The sequence below is a fragment of the Bacillus sp. CZDM1 genome, assembly GCF_055502545.1.
This window is the reverse complement of record NZ_JBUESO010000022.1, coordinates 1-17,273: the sequence shown is the minus strand read 5'-3', so window position 1 is coordinate 17,273 and position 17,273 is coordinate 1. Positions and strand designations below refer to the sequence as shown.

General features: G+C 35.0%; 17 protein-coding genes and 1 riboswitch. Of the genes, 6 read left to right on the top strand and 11 right to left on the bottom strand.

Annotated features, from left to right (window positions below; genetic code table 11):
- Nucleotides 1–78: 78 nt before the first annotated feature.
- Both ACY3XC_RS26910 and ACY3XC_RS26905 read right to left on the bottom strand, forming a co-directional pair.
- Nucleotides 79–1,011, bottom strand: a complete 933-nt coding sequence (locus ACY3XC_RS26910; protein WP_464871299.1) for an LCP family glycopolymer transferase — start codon at nt 1,009–1,011, stop codon at nt 79–81.
- A gap of 340 nt (nt 1,012–1,351) precedes the next feature.
- Nucleotides 1,352–2,077: a CAP domain-containing protein gene (locus tag ACY3XC_RS26905; protein WP_464871347.1), complete on the bottom strand. Its 726-nt coding sequence runs from the start codon at nt 2,075–2,077 to the stop codon at nt 1,352–1,354.
- Between the two features lie 404 nt (nt 2,078–2,481).
- Between ACY3XC_RS26905 and ACY3XC_RS26900 the strand changes: the two genes are divergently transcribed.
- Nucleotides 2,482–3,342: an AraC family transcriptional regulator gene (locus ACY3XC_RS26900; protein ID WP_464871298.1), complete on the top strand. Its 861-nt coding sequence runs from the start codon at nt 2,482–2,484 to the stop codon at nt 3,340–3,342.
- Between the two features lie 241 nt (nt 3,343–3,583).
- Nucleotides 3,584–3,814 carry an ABC transporter gene (locus ACY3XC_RS26895; RefSeq protein ID WP_464871297.1) on the top strand — a complete coding sequence of 77 codons (231 nt, stop codon included), beginning with the start codon at nt 3,584–3,586 and terminating at the stop codon, nt 3,812–3,814.
- Between the two features lie 83 nt (nt 3,815–3,897).
- On the opposite strand, the gene ACY3XC_RS26890 is transcribed toward ACY3XC_RS26895, so the two are convergent.
- The 4 genes from ACY3XC_RS26890 to add form a co-directional block, all read right to left on the bottom strand.
- Entirely contained in the window at nt 3,898–5,208 is a 1,311-nt protein-coding gene (locus tag ACY3XC_RS26890) for an FtsW/RodA/SpoVE family cell cycle protein (RefSeq protein WP_464871296.1), read from the bottom strand.
- Between the two features lie 7 nt (nt 5,209–5,215).
- Nucleotides 5,216–5,623 (bottom strand): PadR family transcriptional regulator, encoded by a 408-nt coding sequence (locus ACY3XC_RS26885; RefSeq protein ID WP_464871295.1) that lies wholly within the window; start codon nt 5,621–5,623, stop codon nt 5,216–5,218.
- 2 nt (nt 5,624–5,625) lie between these two features.
- Nucleotides 5,626–6,159 (bottom strand): sigma-70 family RNA polymerase sigma factor, encoded by a 534-nt coding sequence (locus ACY3XC_RS26880; protein ID WP_464871293.1) that lies wholly within the window; start codon nt 6,157–6,159, stop codon nt 5,626–5,628.
- A gap of 369 nt (nt 6,160–6,528) precedes the next feature.
- A complete protein-coding gene (gene add / locus ACY3XC_RS26875) occupies nt 6,529–7,524 on the bottom strand; it encodes an adenosine deaminase (RefSeq protein ID WP_464871292.1) in 996 nt (331 codons plus the stop codon).
- A gap of 69 nt (nt 7,525–7,593) precedes the next feature.
- A riboswitch (purine riboswitch) is annotated at nt 7,594–7,692 on the bottom strand.
- Nucleotides 7,693–7,917: 225 nt separating this feature from the next.
- Here add and ACY3XC_RS26870 point away from each other — a divergent pair.
- A complete protein-coding gene (locus tag ACY3XC_RS26870) occupies nt 7,918–8,058 on the top strand; it encodes a dsRNA-binding motif domain-containing protein (RefSeq protein WP_179160268.1) in 141 nt (46 codons plus the stop codon).
- Between the two features lie 247 nt (nt 8,059–8,305).
- Here the strand turns inward: ACY3XC_RS26870 and ACY3XC_RS26865 are convergent, their stop codons facing one another.
- Entirely contained in the window at nt 8,306–8,779 is a 474-nt protein-coding gene (locus ACY3XC_RS26865; RefSeq protein WP_464871291.1) for a hypothetical protein, read from the bottom strand.
- Between the two features lie 300 nt (nt 8,780–9,079).
- On the opposite strand from ACY3XC_RS26865, the gene ACY3XC_RS26860 reads away from it, so the two are divergent.
- Nucleotides 9,080–10,438: a TrkH family potassium uptake protein gene (locus tag ACY3XC_RS26860; protein WP_464871290.1), complete on the top strand. Its 1,359-nt coding sequence runs from the start codon at nt 9,080–9,082 to the stop codon at nt 10,436–10,438.
- A 288-nt stretch (nt 10,439–10,726) separates the two neighbouring features.
- On the opposite strand, the gene ACY3XC_RS26855 is transcribed toward ACY3XC_RS26860, so the two are convergent.
- The 3 genes from ACY3XC_RS26855 to ACY3XC_RS26845 all read right to left on the bottom strand — a co-directional run bounded on the left by ACY3XC_RS26855 (nt 10,727) and on the right by ACY3XC_RS26845 (nt 12,882).
- On the bottom strand, nt 10,727–10,969 hold the full coding sequence (locus ACY3XC_RS26855; protein WP_464871289.1) for a hypothetical protein: 243 nt from the start codon (nt 10,967–10,969) through the stop codon (nt 10,727–10,729).
- Nucleotides 10,970–11,020: 51 nt separating this feature from the next.
- Nucleotides 11,021–11,458, bottom strand: a complete 438-nt coding sequence (locus ACY3XC_RS26850) for a VOC family protein (protein WP_464871288.1) — start codon at nt 11,456–11,458, stop codon at nt 11,021–11,023.
- Nucleotides 11,459–12,228: 770 nt separating this feature from the next.
- Nucleotides 12,229–12,882 (bottom strand): uridine kinase family protein, encoded by a 654-nt coding sequence (locus ACY3XC_RS26845; protein WP_464871287.1) that lies wholly within the window; start codon nt 12,880–12,882, stop codon nt 12,229–12,231.
- A gap of 457 nt (nt 12,883–13,339) precedes the next feature.
- Between ACY3XC_RS26845 and ACY3XC_RS26840 the strand changes: the two genes are divergently transcribed.
- The gene (locus ACY3XC_RS26840) at nt 13,340–14,341 is read left to right on the top strand and encodes a DUF3231 family protein (protein WP_464871286.1); all 1,002 of its coding nucleotides are present in this window, start codon (nt 13,340–13,342) and stop codon (nt 14,339–14,341) included.
- Between the two features lie 312 nt (nt 14,342–14,653).
- On the opposite strand, the gene ACY3XC_RS26835 is transcribed toward ACY3XC_RS26840, so the two are convergent.
- Nucleotides 14,654–15,109, bottom strand: a complete 456-nt coding sequence (locus ACY3XC_RS26835) for a GNAT family N-acetyltransferase (RefSeq protein WP_464871285.1) — start codon at nt 15,107–15,109, stop codon at nt 14,654–14,656.
- A 597-nt stretch (nt 15,110–15,706) separates the two neighbouring features.
- On the opposite strand from ACY3XC_RS26835, the gene ACY3XC_RS26830 reads away from it, so the two are divergent.
- Nucleotides 15,707–16,723 (top strand): DUF3231 family protein, encoded by a 1,017-nt coding sequence (locus ACY3XC_RS26830; RefSeq protein ID WP_464871284.1) that lies wholly within the window; start codon nt 15,707–15,709, stop codon nt 16,721–16,723.
- The last annotated feature ends 550 nt before the right edge of the window (nt 16,724–17,273 follow it).

Sequence of the window (17,273 nt, the reverse complement as noted above, 5' to 3'; positions counted from 1 at the left end):
TTAAGCCATGATAGTTTTAGAAATAGAAAAGGACTGGGGAGGTTAATCGCCAGTCCTTTGGGAATTCTATGCTAAAAATCAGCTTTCACTATTCAATTCCAACTGTGATTTCAATTCATCCTGAATACGCTTTTGTTCTGCGAGCGTTACAAGTCCATAATAGATATTTTCAATCATTTTTCCCTCTGAGTGTAATACCAGCTGTTCAATGTTTCTTCCCGCATCTTTATAATTCTTTTGGATATCCATCATTTCATCAAAAGTAAGATTCGTTTTGACATTGCTGCCAATCGCATGGAAGATATCTGGTGCTTTCGCTAAGCTTGATAGACTTGCGCCCTCTTTGATCACGGCTTGAATCACTTGGCGCTGGCGTTCTTGACGGCCGAAGTCCCCATTCGGATCATCGTATCTCATTCTAATAAAGGTTAGAGCTTCCTCGCCATTCAGATGAATCTTTCCAGTGGGAAAATTATATTCACCAACATTAAATGCAAAATCATTCTCGACATTAATCCCACCCACGGCATCAACAATATCCTTAAATCCTTCCATATTGATTTTCACATAATAATCAATCGGAAAATCAAGGAATTTCTCCACAGTATCTACCGCCATTGAAACACCGCCAAATGCGTAAGCATGGTTGATCTTATCTTCTTTCCCCTTACCGACAATCTCTGTCATGGTATCCCTTGGAATACTCAGCATCTTTACAGAATTATTATTTGGATTTACTGTTAACACAATCATCGTGTCCGAACGTCCACTATCTCCTTCACGCTCATCCACACCAAGCATTAAAACAGAAAATGGTTCTTTCTTTTTTATAGCTTCAGTCTGCTGCTCCTTACTTTGCTTGTCACCGAGCGGTTCATGCATGGTTGCTACTGCTTTATTAAAAGATTTATAGATTGTAAATCCATAGATGCCGCCAGCGATTAAGATCATAAATAAAAACAACCCTATTATATTTCGCCAGTTAAGCCTCCGCCTTTTTCTTCTTCTCATTTCATTGTCTCCTAAATAAAATCAGCATTATTAAAATAGGTTACCAAAGAGTTGTGTCAAAGGAATTACAGGGATATGTCGATTTATTGTTTTTTACTTTACATAGTAACTAGATTATCGACATGAATTGAAGGAAATATTGTTAAACAAACGTTTGATTACAATCATCATCGAACCTATTGTAAAACGAAATTTTATTTATTTCCTAGAAAATTTTTTGTCGATTAGGGAGTTTCACTTTTTGGCTATAAATCTACAAATACTACGAAATAAATAAAACTTTCTAGATTCACAAAAAAGCTTGAGGAAAAAATTTTCCCCAAGCTATAATGACTAGATCCTATTTACCAATAAACTCCTGTGTCCAATAATTGCCTTGGGAGACGTAACCAACGCCAATATAGTTGAAGTTTGGGCTAAGGATGTTCTTGCGGTGACCTTCACTGTTCATCCATGCTTTTACCACTTCTTCAGGAGTTCGCTGCCCCATGGCAATATTTTCACCAGCATAACGATACGAGATCCCGTATTTTTTCATCATATCAAACGGTGAACCGTATGTTGGGCTTGTATGGCTAAAGTAGCCATTCGCAGACATATCACGAGATTTTTCATGTGCCATTTTGCTAAGTGTCAAATCTACTTTTAGTGCAGGCAACCCTTTTTTTGCACGTTCTTGATTGGTAAGGTCGACCACCTTTTGCTCATAAGCACTTAAAGTACTTGTATTTTGTGGTGCAGCTGGTTGTGTTGATGCCTCAGATGGCTGCTCTACAGGCTGCTGCTGTACTGGTTGTGGAGTAGTTGTCTGAGCAGGCTGTTGTGTTGGTTGACTTGGTTGTGTCTGGACAGGCTGCTTTACGGTAGTTTTCGGAAGTGTAATTCCAAAGCTAGCAAGATATTTTTCTATTACAGTATTAATCTCATTCATATTTGTTCCTTGGTATACATAGACCTTTTCCTGTACTACTGGATTAAAGGTAGCAGCATCTGCTTTATTTAGTGCTGGATTGGCCATTACTACTGCCGCCGCAGCTACTACGGTTAAAAGTGCTTTCTTTTTCAACATTTTTAAATCCTCCTTAAAAATTTCCGTTATTTGCAAATTCATCGTACCATATGATTTTCGTCATATTTAAGGAAGGATTTTACAGGCGAAAACACGAAAAGTTCTCTCTACTGCCGTTATATTTCTTTTACGCTTACAATAGTAGCCTTTGCAAATACTTTGTTAATATAGCTCCTCTATATCTAAATCTACCAGTTCCTTGAAACACTACCAGTAATTATGGTAAAAAAGGAGATTGACAGCAATCTAAAAACGGAACCTTTTTAACAAATGTTTCAGAAAAATATCAGTATTAACAGAAATATTATTCAGTTATTATTGAAAACACTGTTAGAATAGAGCAGAAAATGACAGGATTTAAAAATAAGGCGTTGTTACGATATACATAAGGAGTGAGCGATATGGGATGGGTAGAATCATTACAACAAGCAATCGACTATATGGAGGAACATTTACTAGAAGAAATATCGATTGAAGACATTGCTAAGCAAGCAAATGTATCAGAGTTTCATTTTCACCGTATTTTCTCTGTGCTTACAGATATTACTGTAGGTGAATATCTTCGTCGCAGACGTCTAACACTGGCGGCCCAAGAACTTTCTACAACTGAAGGCAAAATTATTGATATCGCCCTAAAATATGGCTATGACACTCCCGAATCTTTCTCAAAGGCTTTCCGCAGGCAGCATGGCATCACACCCAGTCAGGCACGTAATTACACTGGAAAGCTGAAATCTTATAACCGCCTGACCATTCAGGTGAATTTGAAAGGAGCAGAACCTATGAATTACAAAATCGTGGAAAAAGAGAGTTTTAAGGTTGTCGGTGTAAAGCGGGAGTTTTCATGCCAAAATGGGGAGAATTTAGCCGGAATCCCTAAAATGTGGGATGACGTCCATGTGGATGGAACCAATGATTTATTATTTAAATTAAATGATGGTCAAATTAAAGGGGTACTTGGAGTATGTGTCGATAAACGCGCACCTGGTTCTCCGTTAATGGATTACTGGATTGCCACTGCTCATACTGGAAAAGCTCCAGAGGGCCTTATGGAACTTGAAATACCTGCTTCAAAATGGGGGGTATTTGAAGTTCACGGTGCTATGCCTGATGCCATGCAAAATGGTTGGAAGCAAATCATCTCAGAATGGTTTCCATCTAGTCATTATAAACATGCCGGTACGCCCGATTTAGAAGTCTATTCAAATGGAAATCCATCAAGCCCTGATTATTACTCTGAAATTTGGATACCTCTGAAATAAAGATACTAAATAAATCGGCTGCCATTGTCCTATATTTAGAATTTTTAATAAGCCGAAAAAATACAAGTTTTTTTCATCGCTTGTATCTTTTCGGCTAATTTTCATTCAATAAATATAATGTTATACCCACTTTTGAAACATTAGTGCCTTTTTTGAGCCCTTTTTTGAGTTTTTTATAAACAAGCTTCCTAGAACCCCCATACAATAATGTTGAACAACCATTGACTGGAGGTGAATTTCTATGAGTCATCATTGTAACTGTAGCATTTTTGGAATTTTCCTTGGATTTTTAACAGGTTTGTTATGGCTGCTGTTCGCATTATTGGGATTCATAATTGATTTCTTTGTATTAATCGGTCTTGGAGGAGTTCTTGGAAATATTTTAAACATCCTAATTGCGTTAATTGGATTCTTAGCATTTCTTTTCTTTGGATTTTGCTTATTCAAGAAAGCGTGGAAATCTTGTAAGTAGGTTATTTTAAACGGTTTTATTCATTTTTTAAAATAAACAAAAGATTAATACACTTGGAGTAGAAATTCCAAGTGTATTCCTATTTAATTAAAGTTATTTGACTTTTTCTTACTAAACGATACCAAGTCTTTTCGTCGGTATACACTTAACACAACCCCTATTAATATTGCATTAAGCAAAGTAGGCATTAACCCATAACTAATAAATGGCAGAGACATTGAGGTCAAAGGGAAGAATCCAAGCACCATACCAATATTGCTAACCAGCTGGATACCGTAAAGGGCAACCCCGCCTATAAGAAGTAGTTTTCCATAAGGATCCTTAATCTTTGGATGGATGGCAATCATTCTAGCTGCAAAAAGCAGGAGAATCGTGATAAGTAAAACTCCGAAAAGCCAGCCGTAAGAATAGGTAAAGCTTACAAATACAAAGTTCGTATGCGCTTCGGGTATAAATTCCCCTATCCTAGGTTGTCCGAACCCGCCAAACCAGCCAAACCAGCCAGCTTTTGCCATGAGTTCCTGACTCTTTAGGATTATGAATCCTGCCCCATCTGAATACTTTTCAGGTTCGATAAACGCTAACAATCTTTCAATCTGGTAAGGTTTTATCAATGGCCAAACGATTATGCCTGTTAATATAATGGAGCTAAATGTGCCAGTTGTCATCATCCATTTAACCTTTTCACTAAATTTACTCCACCATAGCATCACAAATACCATCACAGAATATAGGTAGATGGTTGATATACTCGGTAAGGCGAGAAATAGCAGGATTGGGCTGAGAAACAATAATAGAAACTGCCAAATCCTGAATTTTTCATTGTTGAAAAACGATGCCCAAGCCAGATAGAAGAACGGCAAAGCCATCAGACTTTCAATTGTAACGGGTCCAAGCTTTATTATCTTCAGCCCATTTATCATAGTGTTGGAGAAAAACGCAAGGAAGACTAGCAGCAAAATTCCTATTATGTAAAATAACCATCCGAGACTTCTCCATTTTCGATAATCAAACAGCATTACACCCACTGTTGCAATAAATCCAAGAACGACAATGAGAATTTTATAGATGATATAGTGAGAGTCATTCATATATCCAAGCGAAAACATCGGAAGAAAGCTTAATCCCATAGCTGTAGTTACAAGGAAAACCAGCCACCAATCCACCTTTGGACGATGGAGCTTGTTCATTTGAATACCTAGTTTTGTAGGGCTTCCCATTTGCTCCACCGCTTTTTCTTCCGCCTCAGTCTCTGATAACCCCTTCATCATCCATGTATTTTTCGCTTCCTTTAAATGATAATTCAACTCTTTTGCGACATATGTCTTTGCTTCCTTTGATTTAATTTGATTAGTGACCTCATTTAGGAAAATCTGCTTTTTATTATTCGCCAATGACCGCTCACCCCTCTAGCAATTCTTTAAATACAACTCGTTGTTTTGTTCGCTTTTGTTCAGCTTTGTTTAATAACTTCCTGCCTTTATCCTTTAACCAATAATATTTAGCCCCAGATTCGTCCCAGTTGGTTTCGATGCACCCAGACTGCTCTAAACGATGTAACAGGGTATACAAAAAGCCCTCGTTATTTTCGAATTTCTGGATTCCCCGCCCTCGAAGAAGCCCTATTAATTCATGTCCTGTTTTTTCTTGAACAAGAAGCTGCATGACTGCAAGAAGAATTTCCTCATTGCTTACCTCCAATTGGTTTATTTTCTTGTGTACTGCCTTTTGGTGCTGATCTGAAAATTCCAAGTCTCTAAATGTTCTTTTATCCATTACTTTCTTTAAATTCTTTAAGCGATCTTCCACACCTATTCCTCCAATCTTTCTTTCAGAAGTTCCTTGGCCCGCCTTAGTCTTGTTTTCACAGTATTAATACCTGTATCCGTTACCACTGCGATTTCCTTAAGCGGCATCTCCTCATAATAAAATAGGTAAATTACTTCCCGATATTTAATCGGCAGAGTCATAATCGCTGCTATTAATTCATCGTCTTCTTCCTGTTGGATAACTGCCTGCTCAACAAGCTCTTTTTTGGTACCATTACTAGGCATTTCTTCACCGGCAATGACCACATTTTTGTTGTACCAGCTTCTATGAAAATCCTTACAATGATTGATGGCGATTCGCCACAGCCATGTCCTCAATTTAGATTTTCCGCTATATGTATGGAGGCTTTTATAGCATTTAACGAAGATATCCTGCGTTAAATCCTCCGCAACCGCTCTATTATTCACATAGGAATAGGTCAGCTGTAAGATCTCCTGACCATACTGACTCATAATTTCATCTATTAGGAGCTCTTTATTTTCTGATAAAAATCCATCTAAAATCAAATCTTCCACTATCTTCACCCCTTCCTATACTTAGACGAAGTGTCCTGTAAGAAGGTTTTTTAGATTTTTGTTATTTTGGCTCTGTTATTATTCATTGTTGATTTTCGTGTAGGGTTGAGAATTCATAGGCGGAGAATTTCCGGCTATTGTATATAGAGCATGCGTAAGAAGGTGATATAAACGGAGATATTCCGGTTAACTGCTTAAAATATGACTAAATCTATGGATTTGGATACAATAAGCGGAAAAACTCCGCTTATTTTTAAGGTAAATTGGCTATTTCTCAATTTAAACGGAAATTCTCCGCTTATTTTCTAAACACAGTGAAATCAACATTCAGTTTTAACAGAGCCTTTATTTTATAAAAACCACTAAACCTCATATATATTTTCCCAAGCACCATTCTTTAGTTTCTTGGTCGGCAAAGGATGCTTCTACACTATTTAAATACATTTGCCGGTAATCTTCTTCGCTAAGATTAAATTCTTTGTTAACTAGATGGATTTCTTTTGCCATTGTAGTATCAGATACTGTTCTGTTATCCGTATTAATCGTCACTTTTACACCATCTTTATGAAACTTATAAATTGGATGTTCAGAATAATGTTGAACAGCTTTCGTTTGCACATTACTGGTTGGACACATTTCAAGCACTACCTGTCTTTCTTTCACGATCTTATAAGCCTCATCACATTCTTTAATGAATACTCCATGTCCTATTCTTTCAGCACCCAAAAGTTCAACAGCTTCTAGGACGTTGTTGCCAATTCCCGTTTCACCAGCATGAATAGTGACTCTGTAGCCATATTCTTTGGCTAAGCGAATCGGATCTACGAATCTTTTACAAAAACCTTCTTCCTCTGAAGCACATAGGTCAATTGCCACTACACCTTTTCCAAGGAACTTTTTCCCCTTCTCAACCACCTCAAATGCGCTTTCTACCGACATCGTCCTCATGCAGGATAAGATTATATTTCCTTTTATTTCGTAACAGCCTTCAGCTTCCCTCATCCCCTCTATAACAGATTGAATAACTTCTTCAACACCAAGATCTTTTAATGTGTGAAGTAACGGGGCAAATCTGACTTCCATATATTTCACATTTTCCCTTGCTGCATCCTCAAATAGCTCAAAAGTAATTCTTCTTAAATTCTCCTTGGACTGCATGACCAAATTAGGAAGAGAAAACCTTTTTAAATACTCATCAAGGGATTCACATTCTAACGGAGCAACCAGTTCCTTTTGCAGCTCATCCTTATCATAGGAGGGTAACTGAATGCCTTCCTTCTGGGCAATATCGATAATCGTTTCAGCCCTAAGGCTTCCATCCAAATGACAGTGAAGTTCAATTTTTGGCAATGCTAAAAAGTTCATTTTTGTCCTCCTGAAATAATTTTTAGATTAGAATTCAGAAAAAAAAAATTCCTGACTACGAAGAAAATACAAATCTTGTACTTTCTTCGTAATCAGGAATTTCGGTTCCTGGTAGAGACCTCCAAACCATATTATTGGAGTTATACGAAATTTTATTGAATTCTTTAACGTTTTTTAAAGGATAATAAAAAAAGTTTAGATTGTCAACAAGGTGCCTACACGAATAATTCATTTTGTTTATTGTAAAAGCATTTTCTACAATAACAATTATTATTTGCCTTCCAACAAACCTGACACTTGCTATTTCTAATATTTCACCTGATTCATACTTGCAAAAACTAGAATAAGAAGCGGCGCAGGACACAAACTATGCTAAAAAGGAGGGTGTATATCATGGATGAAAAGGGTTTAAAACAGAACGCCAGCAATACTTTACGCACGAATAAACTGAAACCTTTAGATAAAATAGCAAGCATTGATGAGCTGAAAAAAGAGCATGAACCAGAGTATGTATTCTTATATTGGGATCAATGAAGATAAGTATCTTCAGAAGAGAAAATGAAATGGATTATGAATAGAATAATACCAAAATAAAGCAATTCTTCTTATAGAGAATTGCTTTCAATCTGCCAAAATTAGCAGGAGGATATTAAATTAATGCACCCTTACTTCAATAAGCTATTTGTTTCACTAAATATTTTTTCCGAAAACCTGTTGAATCTACTTTCAATATGTAAACAGTGTCTAATATTGTTTTTCTCCATCACTTAAGTAAATTATGCTAGTTGTCTGAGAAATTCCGTTTACCTTCAATAATGTATTGAATCCCATACAACAAAGGGGCTTTGTAAAAGAAATACAGAAAAAAAGGAAAATTATTTATTCGAACTAATTTAGCTACTTTTAACTTTTCCAGTAACTTTATTAACATAAATGCAAAAAATGCATTAACAGTGGCATTAAGTAAAATAAACTGTTTAAAATTCCCATATGTCCATTTTAATATCCACATAGACCCTATCAAAAACGGACCAATATTAAAAGGAAATTCGTTAAATAAATAAGAATTGGGTTTATTATAAAAAACCCACCATTTACGTCTTTTCCCAATTAGTACATTAATAAATTCAAAAAATACAATCAGGAGTGAAGCGGGAGCAAATCTTTTTATAGTATGTAACCCTAAAAAAGGTAGTGTAGACCACGCCAGTATGACCATAGCAAGATTTAACAACCTACGAATCGTTATTGACACATTTATTAACCTCCCATTCCAAAAAGCTATTCCTACCTGATAAAATCTCCAATCAAATATACTTGTATGTAGTTATTCTTAATTAAACCTGCTGCGTTTGTTCTATAAAAAATTCAACAAAAAAGGCGGTTAATCCTTCCTGGATAAACGCACCTGTTACTTAATGTGAAACCGAAAGTCAATATGAATATGATAATACAATCACTACTGTTATTGATATAGCTTACAATGTCATTGCTTATACTAGGCATGTACCATAAAATGATTTAGTAACAAGATAAATGATAAAGAGGTAAAAAAATGAGATTAGATTCACATTCTAAAAAGAAGATGCGTTTTACATCCGTACAATTGCTTGTATTGTTTTATTTTGCAGCAGTTATCCTTTCGACTATATTGCTTCTTTTTCCCATTACATTGAAGGACGGAGCAGAACTATCACTATTAGATGCTTTATTTATCTCTGCAAGTGCTGTCAGTGTTACAGGGCTATCGACTGTATCATTAACAGAAATACTCAGTGTTCCAGGTACGTTTATTTTTGCATTTATATTGCAATTTGGCGGAATCGGCGTAATGACGCTTGGAACCTTTATTTGGCTATTAATGGGCAAAAAAATTGGCTTAATGGAAAGAAAACTAATTATGACGGACCAGAATCAAACGAATCTCTCAGGATTGGTTATTTTAATGCGTCAAATCCTTCTCATCATGATTGCAATTGAGTTAATAGGGACGTTGATTTTAGGGTTTTATTTTTTAAACTATTTCCCTACATGGGAAGAAGCGTTTCTCCAGGGCTTTTTCGCTTCTATAAGTGCAACAACGAATGCAGGCTTCGACATTACAGGTGAATCATTGATACCCTTTGCCAACGATTACTTCATTCAAAGTATTAATATCCTATTAATGATTTTTGGCTCCATCGGCTTTCCAGTCCTTATTGAAATAAAGAACTATTTTATTACTAAGCGGAAGAGATCTTTCAGATTTTCACTTTTCACAAAATTAACTACCTTTACTTTTTTTGCATTAATCATAGTCGGATCTCTATGTATTTATATCTTTGAGTCCAATCATTTTTTTGCTGATAAAGCTTGGCATCAATCTTTGTTCTATTCTCTATTTCAATCCGTTACCACACGCAACGGTGGTTTAGCAACAATGGATATGAATGAATTTTCTACACCGACGCTTTTGGTTCTTTCATCTCTCATGTTTATTGGTGCATCTCCCAGCAGTGTTGGCGGAGGGATTCGAACAACGACGTTTGCTATCATGTTATTAGCTATTTATAGCTACGCAAAAGGAAAAAACAGTATTAAAGTTTTTAAGAGAGAGATTGATCCTCAAGATGTGACGAAAGCATTTGTTGTCATTACAACTGCTGCAATGATTTGCGGAGTTGCAGTTGCTCTATTGACCTTTCTAGAACCGAAAATGAGTTTACTTCAACTTTTCTTTGAAGTCTGTTCTGCGTTTGGTACTACAGGTCTTTCTATGGGAATCACGGCAGATTTAAGTATTGGTGGGAAAATCATTATTATTCTACTAATGTTCATTGGGCGTATCGGTATCTTTTCCTTCCTATTCCTATTAAGGGGTGAAACAAAAGAAGAGCACTACCGTTATCCTAAAGAAAGAGTCATTATTGGATAGGTTATTCAGCTAGGGTAAGTACGGTAAGCACTTTCTAGTTGTATAGGGTGATTAATTACCTTATACAAACACTCTATTATCATTATGGCTTCTGTTAGCAGTAACAAAACTTAACAATGTTTTAGCATATTGTATTTAATAGATATAAATAAAATAGCCTAGCTCTCGCTAGGTTATATTTCATTTAGCATTAACTTAATCGACTAACCTTCCCCGTTCGCCTAACAAGGATTAACAAAAAGGTGCGTTAATCCTTTACAGATAGACGCACCTCTTAAAATTGTATTTTTATTGTAGATTAAAGAAACAGTGTCCATCTAAAATATCTTGATAACGTAGTTGGGTTTTTTCGCCAATCTTCACTAATCCTGCAATATAACATTCTTGCTCACTACCTACATATAATTCAAAACTAAAGTCTGGTTCAGTTGTTGGTACGATATCACCACTATAAATATCTCCACTTTCACTTACCATATTAAAATTCATAATGCCATCAATCATAAAAGGCAGATTTTGCTTCTTCCCCACGTATAACCTCAGAAACAGTTAAATCGAATTTAATTAAGTCCCATTCATTATTTATCCGATTTTCTCTGCCAACTCTAAAATAATTCCCTCTGGACCACGAACGTAACATAACTTATAACTTTCTTTATATTGCTGTATCTCACTAAAGATTTCAGTGCCCTTCTTTTTCAATTTAGCAACAATAGCTTCAATATCCTCAACGGCAAAACAAATATGTCGGATACCCAGCGTATTTGCACAAGGTTGCTGAATATCTTTTTCATCTGACGGCTGATAAAATTTAACTAACTCTATCCATGCCTGACCACCTGGCATTCCCAATCCTACACATGCCGTTTTAACATCTTTAAGCCCCACTATTCTGTCCAACATTTCTCCATCCAATTCCCATTCCGCTTGCACTTCAAGTCCAAAATCAAGAAAAAACCCTTTAGCCTCTGAAAAATCATTAACGTTTATACTCACATGATCTATTCTATTGATCCTCATATCTCCTACCTCCTATGTTCCTGTTATTATCAATACCTGTATTCGTGTTAGTTTTGTTTGGTATTATTTCGCTTAAAACAGAAAATATCCTTCTTCAACAAACCTGGTCATTTACTTCAATGAGAAAAAGCCATTCTCCTTCATGAAGAATAGCTACCCGTATACATAAAGAAGGAATTGCGTATAGAAGTCCTTTTTTGTCTTATTGTTATAATACTCAATTCTTTCGTTCTCTTTTAGGTTCATCTCTCCCAACCGCTAATCCAAAAAGACCACCTGAAAAAAAGATTATAAAATTATTTAACTTTATTTCTCCTGTAATAATGGTTGTTATAATTAAAATGATTAAACCAAGCCCCATTATGATTAAGACTTGTTTCGCCCTAGCCCACAAAGTAACACCTCTTATATTTTAATAAATAATTCGGTATCAATCCTTCTTTTAGTAGCCTGCCCCGTTAATCGAATAAGAAAAAGTCTGCCTTTTTGAAGCCAGATCTTAAAGGAAACCACCAGTCAGTGAAGTAAGCATTACTTATCTTGATTAATATTTTTCATTTCGTTTTTAAAAGGCGATATAACCCATAACCAATTCCCCCCAAAATTACTAACCAAAGAATAAATGGAAAAATAGCACCAACCGTTTCCATTTGCTTCATTCCTTTCCTCTAAAGTCCGTTTTCCACTAAAGGGTTAGTTCAATAACAAAAAAAGATCTCCGCAGCGATCTCGTTCTTTAACCCTTGCCACCCGTTAGTTTAATAAGATATTTATTTAGTTCCATTAACAATTAGGTCTGCTCTTTCATAAGGTTTTTGTTCTTCAACATAAATGTCTTCTGAAATCATCCAATTATTTTCCCACATATCACGAGCCTCTTCCCCGTCTCTTTCAAGACCTCGTGAAAGTCTTAATTCTCGTGGACATTCAACCCATAGTGTAAAGTCGTATTTATTGGCTAATTCATTGCGAATGGAATATACACCTTCTATTATGACAATTCCTCCGATTGGAACAGTATGCCATTCTGCTAAATCATCCGTCTCCCAATCATATCGCTGATAACACCCCTCTTTGTTTTGACTAATAGGTTCAAGAACTTGATTTAGTACACGTTTCCAATCAATATCCGCACCAATGTTTTTTTTTGCTGGATGTGTTTTTATTAGTTGTGAGGATGGTAAATAAAAATCATCCATATGTACAACAGTTACATTTGAACATTCATTTTTTAATCTATTTGCGAATGTACTTTTTCCTGAACCCCCACGACCATCTATTCCAATTAACAAGGTCGATTGTTTTTTGGGAATTGAATTAATTGAACGAACCAATTGTACAAAATTATTAAATTCACCTTTTTTAATTTTGAAACTCACTATATCACCACTTTTAAGTTTGTTAAATATTAGTTCTTCAAACATTTCTCAAAACCTGCTTATTGAAGTAAACTGCACCTTTAGTTGAAGAAGAAAAAAGCCTTACTCCTTATTGAAGTAAAGAAGCAGTTATATACAGTATCGGCAACAAAACCTTCGAATGGTGCACCTTTTATCTTTGTTTATATGTATCCATAGATAAGCGATTAAGATCTTGTCTTTGAGCCTATAGATGTATTGGGAAAAAATACGCTGTATATTTCGGAATATGTTTTTTGAAAGTAAAAAAAGCTAAAATATGCAAGTTGTGCATAAAAACCTGTATATTTTAGGCTTATTAATTTTATCCCTTACTGTGCTAAAGCACCCTTTAGTTTAAGTACATTGCTTCACAATCTTGCTATCAAAAAGTTACCACTGCATCCTCGGTTTGAAAAACCAATTTTATTAGAATTTATTTTTATGGATATATTAAGTATAAAATTAGGAGGGGTTACCATTAATGACTTCGAGTAGAGCTCCAATTACATCATCAGAATTAGCAAATTTATGGATGGCTTTTCAAGAAAAAACTATGATCATTAGAATATTGGAGCATTTTATGGAACACTCCAATGATACAGAAAAACCTTTATTACAGTCACATTATAATGGTGCTGCTAAAGCCGTTGAAATCATTACAGGTATTTTCCAAAAAGAAGGATGCGTATTTCCCATTGGTTTTACAGAAAGTGATGTACATAAAGGGGCTCCAAAGTTGTATGATTTCTTGTTTGATATCATGTATTTGCATATGATGACAAAGGTGGAAATGAGCCTTTATGCACTTTTTACTGGCATGTCCTATCGAAAAGATATTGAAGATTTTTTTATAGGTTTAACTGCAGAATCTCAAGCGATGAACAGCCAGTTAACTCAACACCTTTTAGAAAAGGGGGTTTTAGCACGCCCACCATATGTATCAATGCCAAAAGAGGTACATTTTGTAGAGGATAAAAATTATATGGGTGGATTTAATTGGTTTAGTGAAAAACGCTCACTAAATACAATTGAAGTTTCACTTATCCATCACGCGATTGAAACCAACCTTGTAGGTATGCAATTAATGATTGGATTTGCTCAAGTTGCTAATGATCATGAGGTGAAAAACTATCTTGCCAAAGGAATGAAATTATCCAAAAAAATCGAAATCGATTTAGGAGAATTTTTACGGAAAAGCTTTATTGAACCCCCAGCAACTCACACTGGTAAAGCAACTGCTTCAAATGTCGCGCCATTTTCTGATAAACTGATGATGTACAACACCAGCTTATTAACTTCATTTGGACTCGGTAGTAATGCCTTAGGTGGTGCATTTAGCTTACGAACTGACTTGCCAGCAAAAATGGCTCTTCTTGCATCAGATATTTTCACTTTTGCTCAAGAAGGTGGAAAGATTATGATCAAAAATGGCTGGATGGAAGAACCTCCACAGATTGAGGATCGAAACCAGCTAACTAAATAATCGTTTTATAAAACAGATAAAAACTAAAATAAGCCTTATAAGTAGTCCTTAAAAGATAATGTCTATATATCAGGAAACAAAAATAGAATCCAATCATTATTCCTGATTGGATTCTATTTTTGTTTTTGATTTTAAAGTTTAGATTTAAATCGTTATTTTGAGATTGGTTGCTCTTATTGCACTAACCTGCTCTTTAGTTTAATAACTTCAACAAAAAAGTGCATTAATCCTTCTTGGATCAACGCACTCCGTTAGCAAAATAAGAAAGGACCAAAGAATGGTCCTTTCTTATTGAAATATTCTATTGACCTATCATTCAGTTATATTTTTTATAACTGCCATTTCCTTACCGTACCTATCACCATTATCAATAAATCCCAAACTTGAGTATAAATTATGTGCTCCCAAATTTTCAGGATGATAACCTACAACAATATTTTTCGCATTGGGTAATTTAGCCATCTCTGAAAACATTAACTTTGTTGCAGCTTTGCCTATACCCTTGCCTTGGAATTCCTTATCAACCATTATTCTATAAACCCAATAACCATTAAGTTCTTCTTGAACAGAATTGTACATTAAAAAGCCAACTACTTTTTCTTCAGCATAAATAGCATATGGCTTTAATGTAGGCTCAAACTTTGACTGAGCTATTGATATAGCATTGGTCTCAATGTATTCTTTTTGTTCTGTTGATACTTCTAATTCACAACAGTCATACCAGTTTTCTGCATTTAATTCTACGATTTTCACATTTTCTGTACTCATAATTTTCCCCTTTCAAAATTCGGGGAAACGCTAAACAACTTCGTTAATTAGTCGTTTTCCCCTTGAAGTCATTAATAAGAATAATACTTTTGTTTGTCATAATGAACGCCTCCTCTAACAACTATTGTCTAAAAATTATACCAATTAATTTTTGACTTTTTAATTATACTATTTTTTCCTATTAAATTTCTTCTTATAATAATTTTTATTTTCTTCTTGAACTAACCTGCACGTTAGTACAATAATTTTAACAAAAATAAGCGTTAATCCTTCATGGATCAACGCCCCTGTTACTTTAAGTGCACTATTTCACAATTTTTTTGTGAGATTAGAAAAAGGCAAACTACATCTTGAAGAATCACACCAGTTAAGCTATAAATGTATCCCGATAATAATCGGAATTACTGAACCACCCGCATCGAACCATGTTGAAGTTTCTTTATAAAAAACTTCCATAAATACTGTTTTTATCAAAACTACACCTTGTTTCTCATCAGTAAGATCTTTTGATTTAAGAGGTTTCTAATTTTTTACATATTATTCACCTCTGAGAGAACAATAAAAAAATGTAAAAGTTCGTTTATTGGAGGAAAAATCTTGGAGACAAATAACCCCATTCGATTAACTGCTCCAGAAATGGCAAGCCTTTGGACTCAATACATTTTTGATACCATGTCCATTTGTTTTTTTCGTTATGCACTGGTGCATATCGAAGATCCTGATGTCAAATCGATTTACCAAACATCCTTGGGAATATCCCAAAAGCATGTTCAAAAAATTACAGAATTCATGTTAAATGAAAATTATCCTATTCCACATGGGTTTACAGAAAAAGATGACGTAAACATTCAGGCACCTCGTCTTTTTCAAGACCCGTTCTACCTAAATTATATTTATATCATGACTTTGCAAGGCATGACTGGATATTCTTTGTCTGTTGGTACTTCCGTTCGTTCTGACTTACGGAAGTATTACATAACCTGTATGTCCGAAACGATGGAGCTTTTTGATCAATCCATTGATTTAATGCTTTCGAAAGGACTTTTTGTACGACCTCCTGTTATTTCACCACCCGAATCAATCGATTTTGTAAAGCACCAAAGTTTTTTAACGGGATGGTTGGGAGATCGTCGTCCTCTGAATGCTATCGAAATAGGAGATATTACTTTCAACATGCTAAAAATGCATTTACATGCTGCTTTAAAAGTGGGATTCATACAAGTAGCCCAATCCAAAGAGATTCGTCAATATTTCATGAGGGGTCTTGACATTGCCAATAAACACATAAAAATATTTGAATCGGTATTTAAGGAAGATAAATTGAATTCGCCTGTTTCTTGGCAATCGATGATCACGAGCTCTACTTCTATGACCTTTTCAGATAAATATATGATGTACCAAATTCTATTGTCTACACAATTATCCCTTTCATTTTATGGTTCCGCATTGAGTGTCAATTCAAGAAGAGATTTAGGTGCTCATTACATACGACTAATTTTAGAGCTTTTACAATTTGCAGAAGACGGAGCAAACCTAATGATAAAAAATGGATGGTTAGAGCAGCCTCCAACAGCAAGTGACCGTGACTCGCTCGCCAACAGGAAGGAGAAATAAATAATATGTAAAAACTGGACGCTAGGAACGATTCCTAGCTTTTTCATTTGCTGCTCATAGGGCAAAGAAAACAAAAATTCCATCTCCCTTGTTCCACTAAACTGCACCGTTAGTACAGTAAAGCTGCTTCAGAAATATGTATAAATATTAACAATTATACAGTTGCTCTTGGAGATTTAATTCGTAAGATCAATAAGAATACTGCCAAAACAGACATCATTTAATTGCCAGAAACACCATGTTTGTTAATGTTAATAACTATAATTACTTACTGTATATAATGCTTCTACAAAGATAGTAAACTCACCATTTTCGTATCTTTGTTTACGTTTAATACGGTGGAAAATCATACTGTATATAACTGCCCTATAGTTTAAGTACATTTATTCACAATGTTAGCTTTCATAATATAAAAAGCGCTTATTTCTCATCTCAAGCTTTATTTCATTTCACTAATTTTCACATCAAAAATGCTTAATAACAATACTATAATTATTATTGATAATAGCCAAGCAAACAAAGGTTTTTTGTAATGAATAGGCAAGATAAA

What these genes read in the sequence shown, in the direction of transcription:
- ACY3XC_RS26845 (WP_464871287.1), bottom strand. Translation starts at nt 12,882, where the DNA reads ATGTTTGAAGAACTAATATTTAACAAACTTAAAAGTGGTGATATAGTG.
- ACY3XC_RS26870 (WP_179160268.1), top strand. Translation starts at nt 7,918, where the DNA reads ATGGATGAAAAGGGTTTAAAACAGAACGCCAGCAATACTTTACGCACG.
- ACY3XC_RS26860 (WP_464871290.1), top strand. Translation starts at nt 9,080, where the DNA reads ATGAGATTAGATTCACATTCTAAAAAGAAGATGCGTTTTACATCCGTA.
- ACY3XC_RS26895 (WP_464871297.1), top strand. Translation starts at nt 3,584, where the DNA reads ATGAGTCATCATTGTAACTGTAGCATTTTTGGAATTTTCCTTGGATTT.
- add (WP_464871292.1), bottom strand. Translation starts at nt 7,524, where the DNA reads ATGAACTTTTTAGCATTGCCAAAAATTGAACTTCACTGTCATTTGGAT.
- ACY3XC_RS26850 (WP_464871288.1), bottom strand. Translation starts at nt 11,458, where the DNA reads ATGAGGATCAATAGAATAGATCATGTGAGTATAAACGTTAATGATTTT.
- ACY3XC_RS26835 (WP_464871285.1), bottom strand. Translation starts at nt 15,109, where the DNA reads ATGAGTACAGAAAATGTGAAAATCGTAGAATTAAATGCAGAAAACTGG.
- ACY3XC_RS26840 (WP_464871286.1), top strand. Translation starts at nt 13,340, where the DNA reads ATGACTTCGAGTAGAGCTCCAATTACATCATCAGAATTAGCAAATTTA.
- ACY3XC_RS26900 (WP_464871298.1), top strand. Translation starts at nt 2,482, where the DNA reads ATGGGATGGGTAGAATCATTACAACAAGCAATCGACTATATGGAGGAA.
- ACY3XC_RS26910 (WP_464871299.1), bottom strand. Translation starts at nt 1,011, where the DNA reads ATGAGAAGAAGAAAAAGGCGGAGGCTTAACTGGCGAAATATAATAGGG.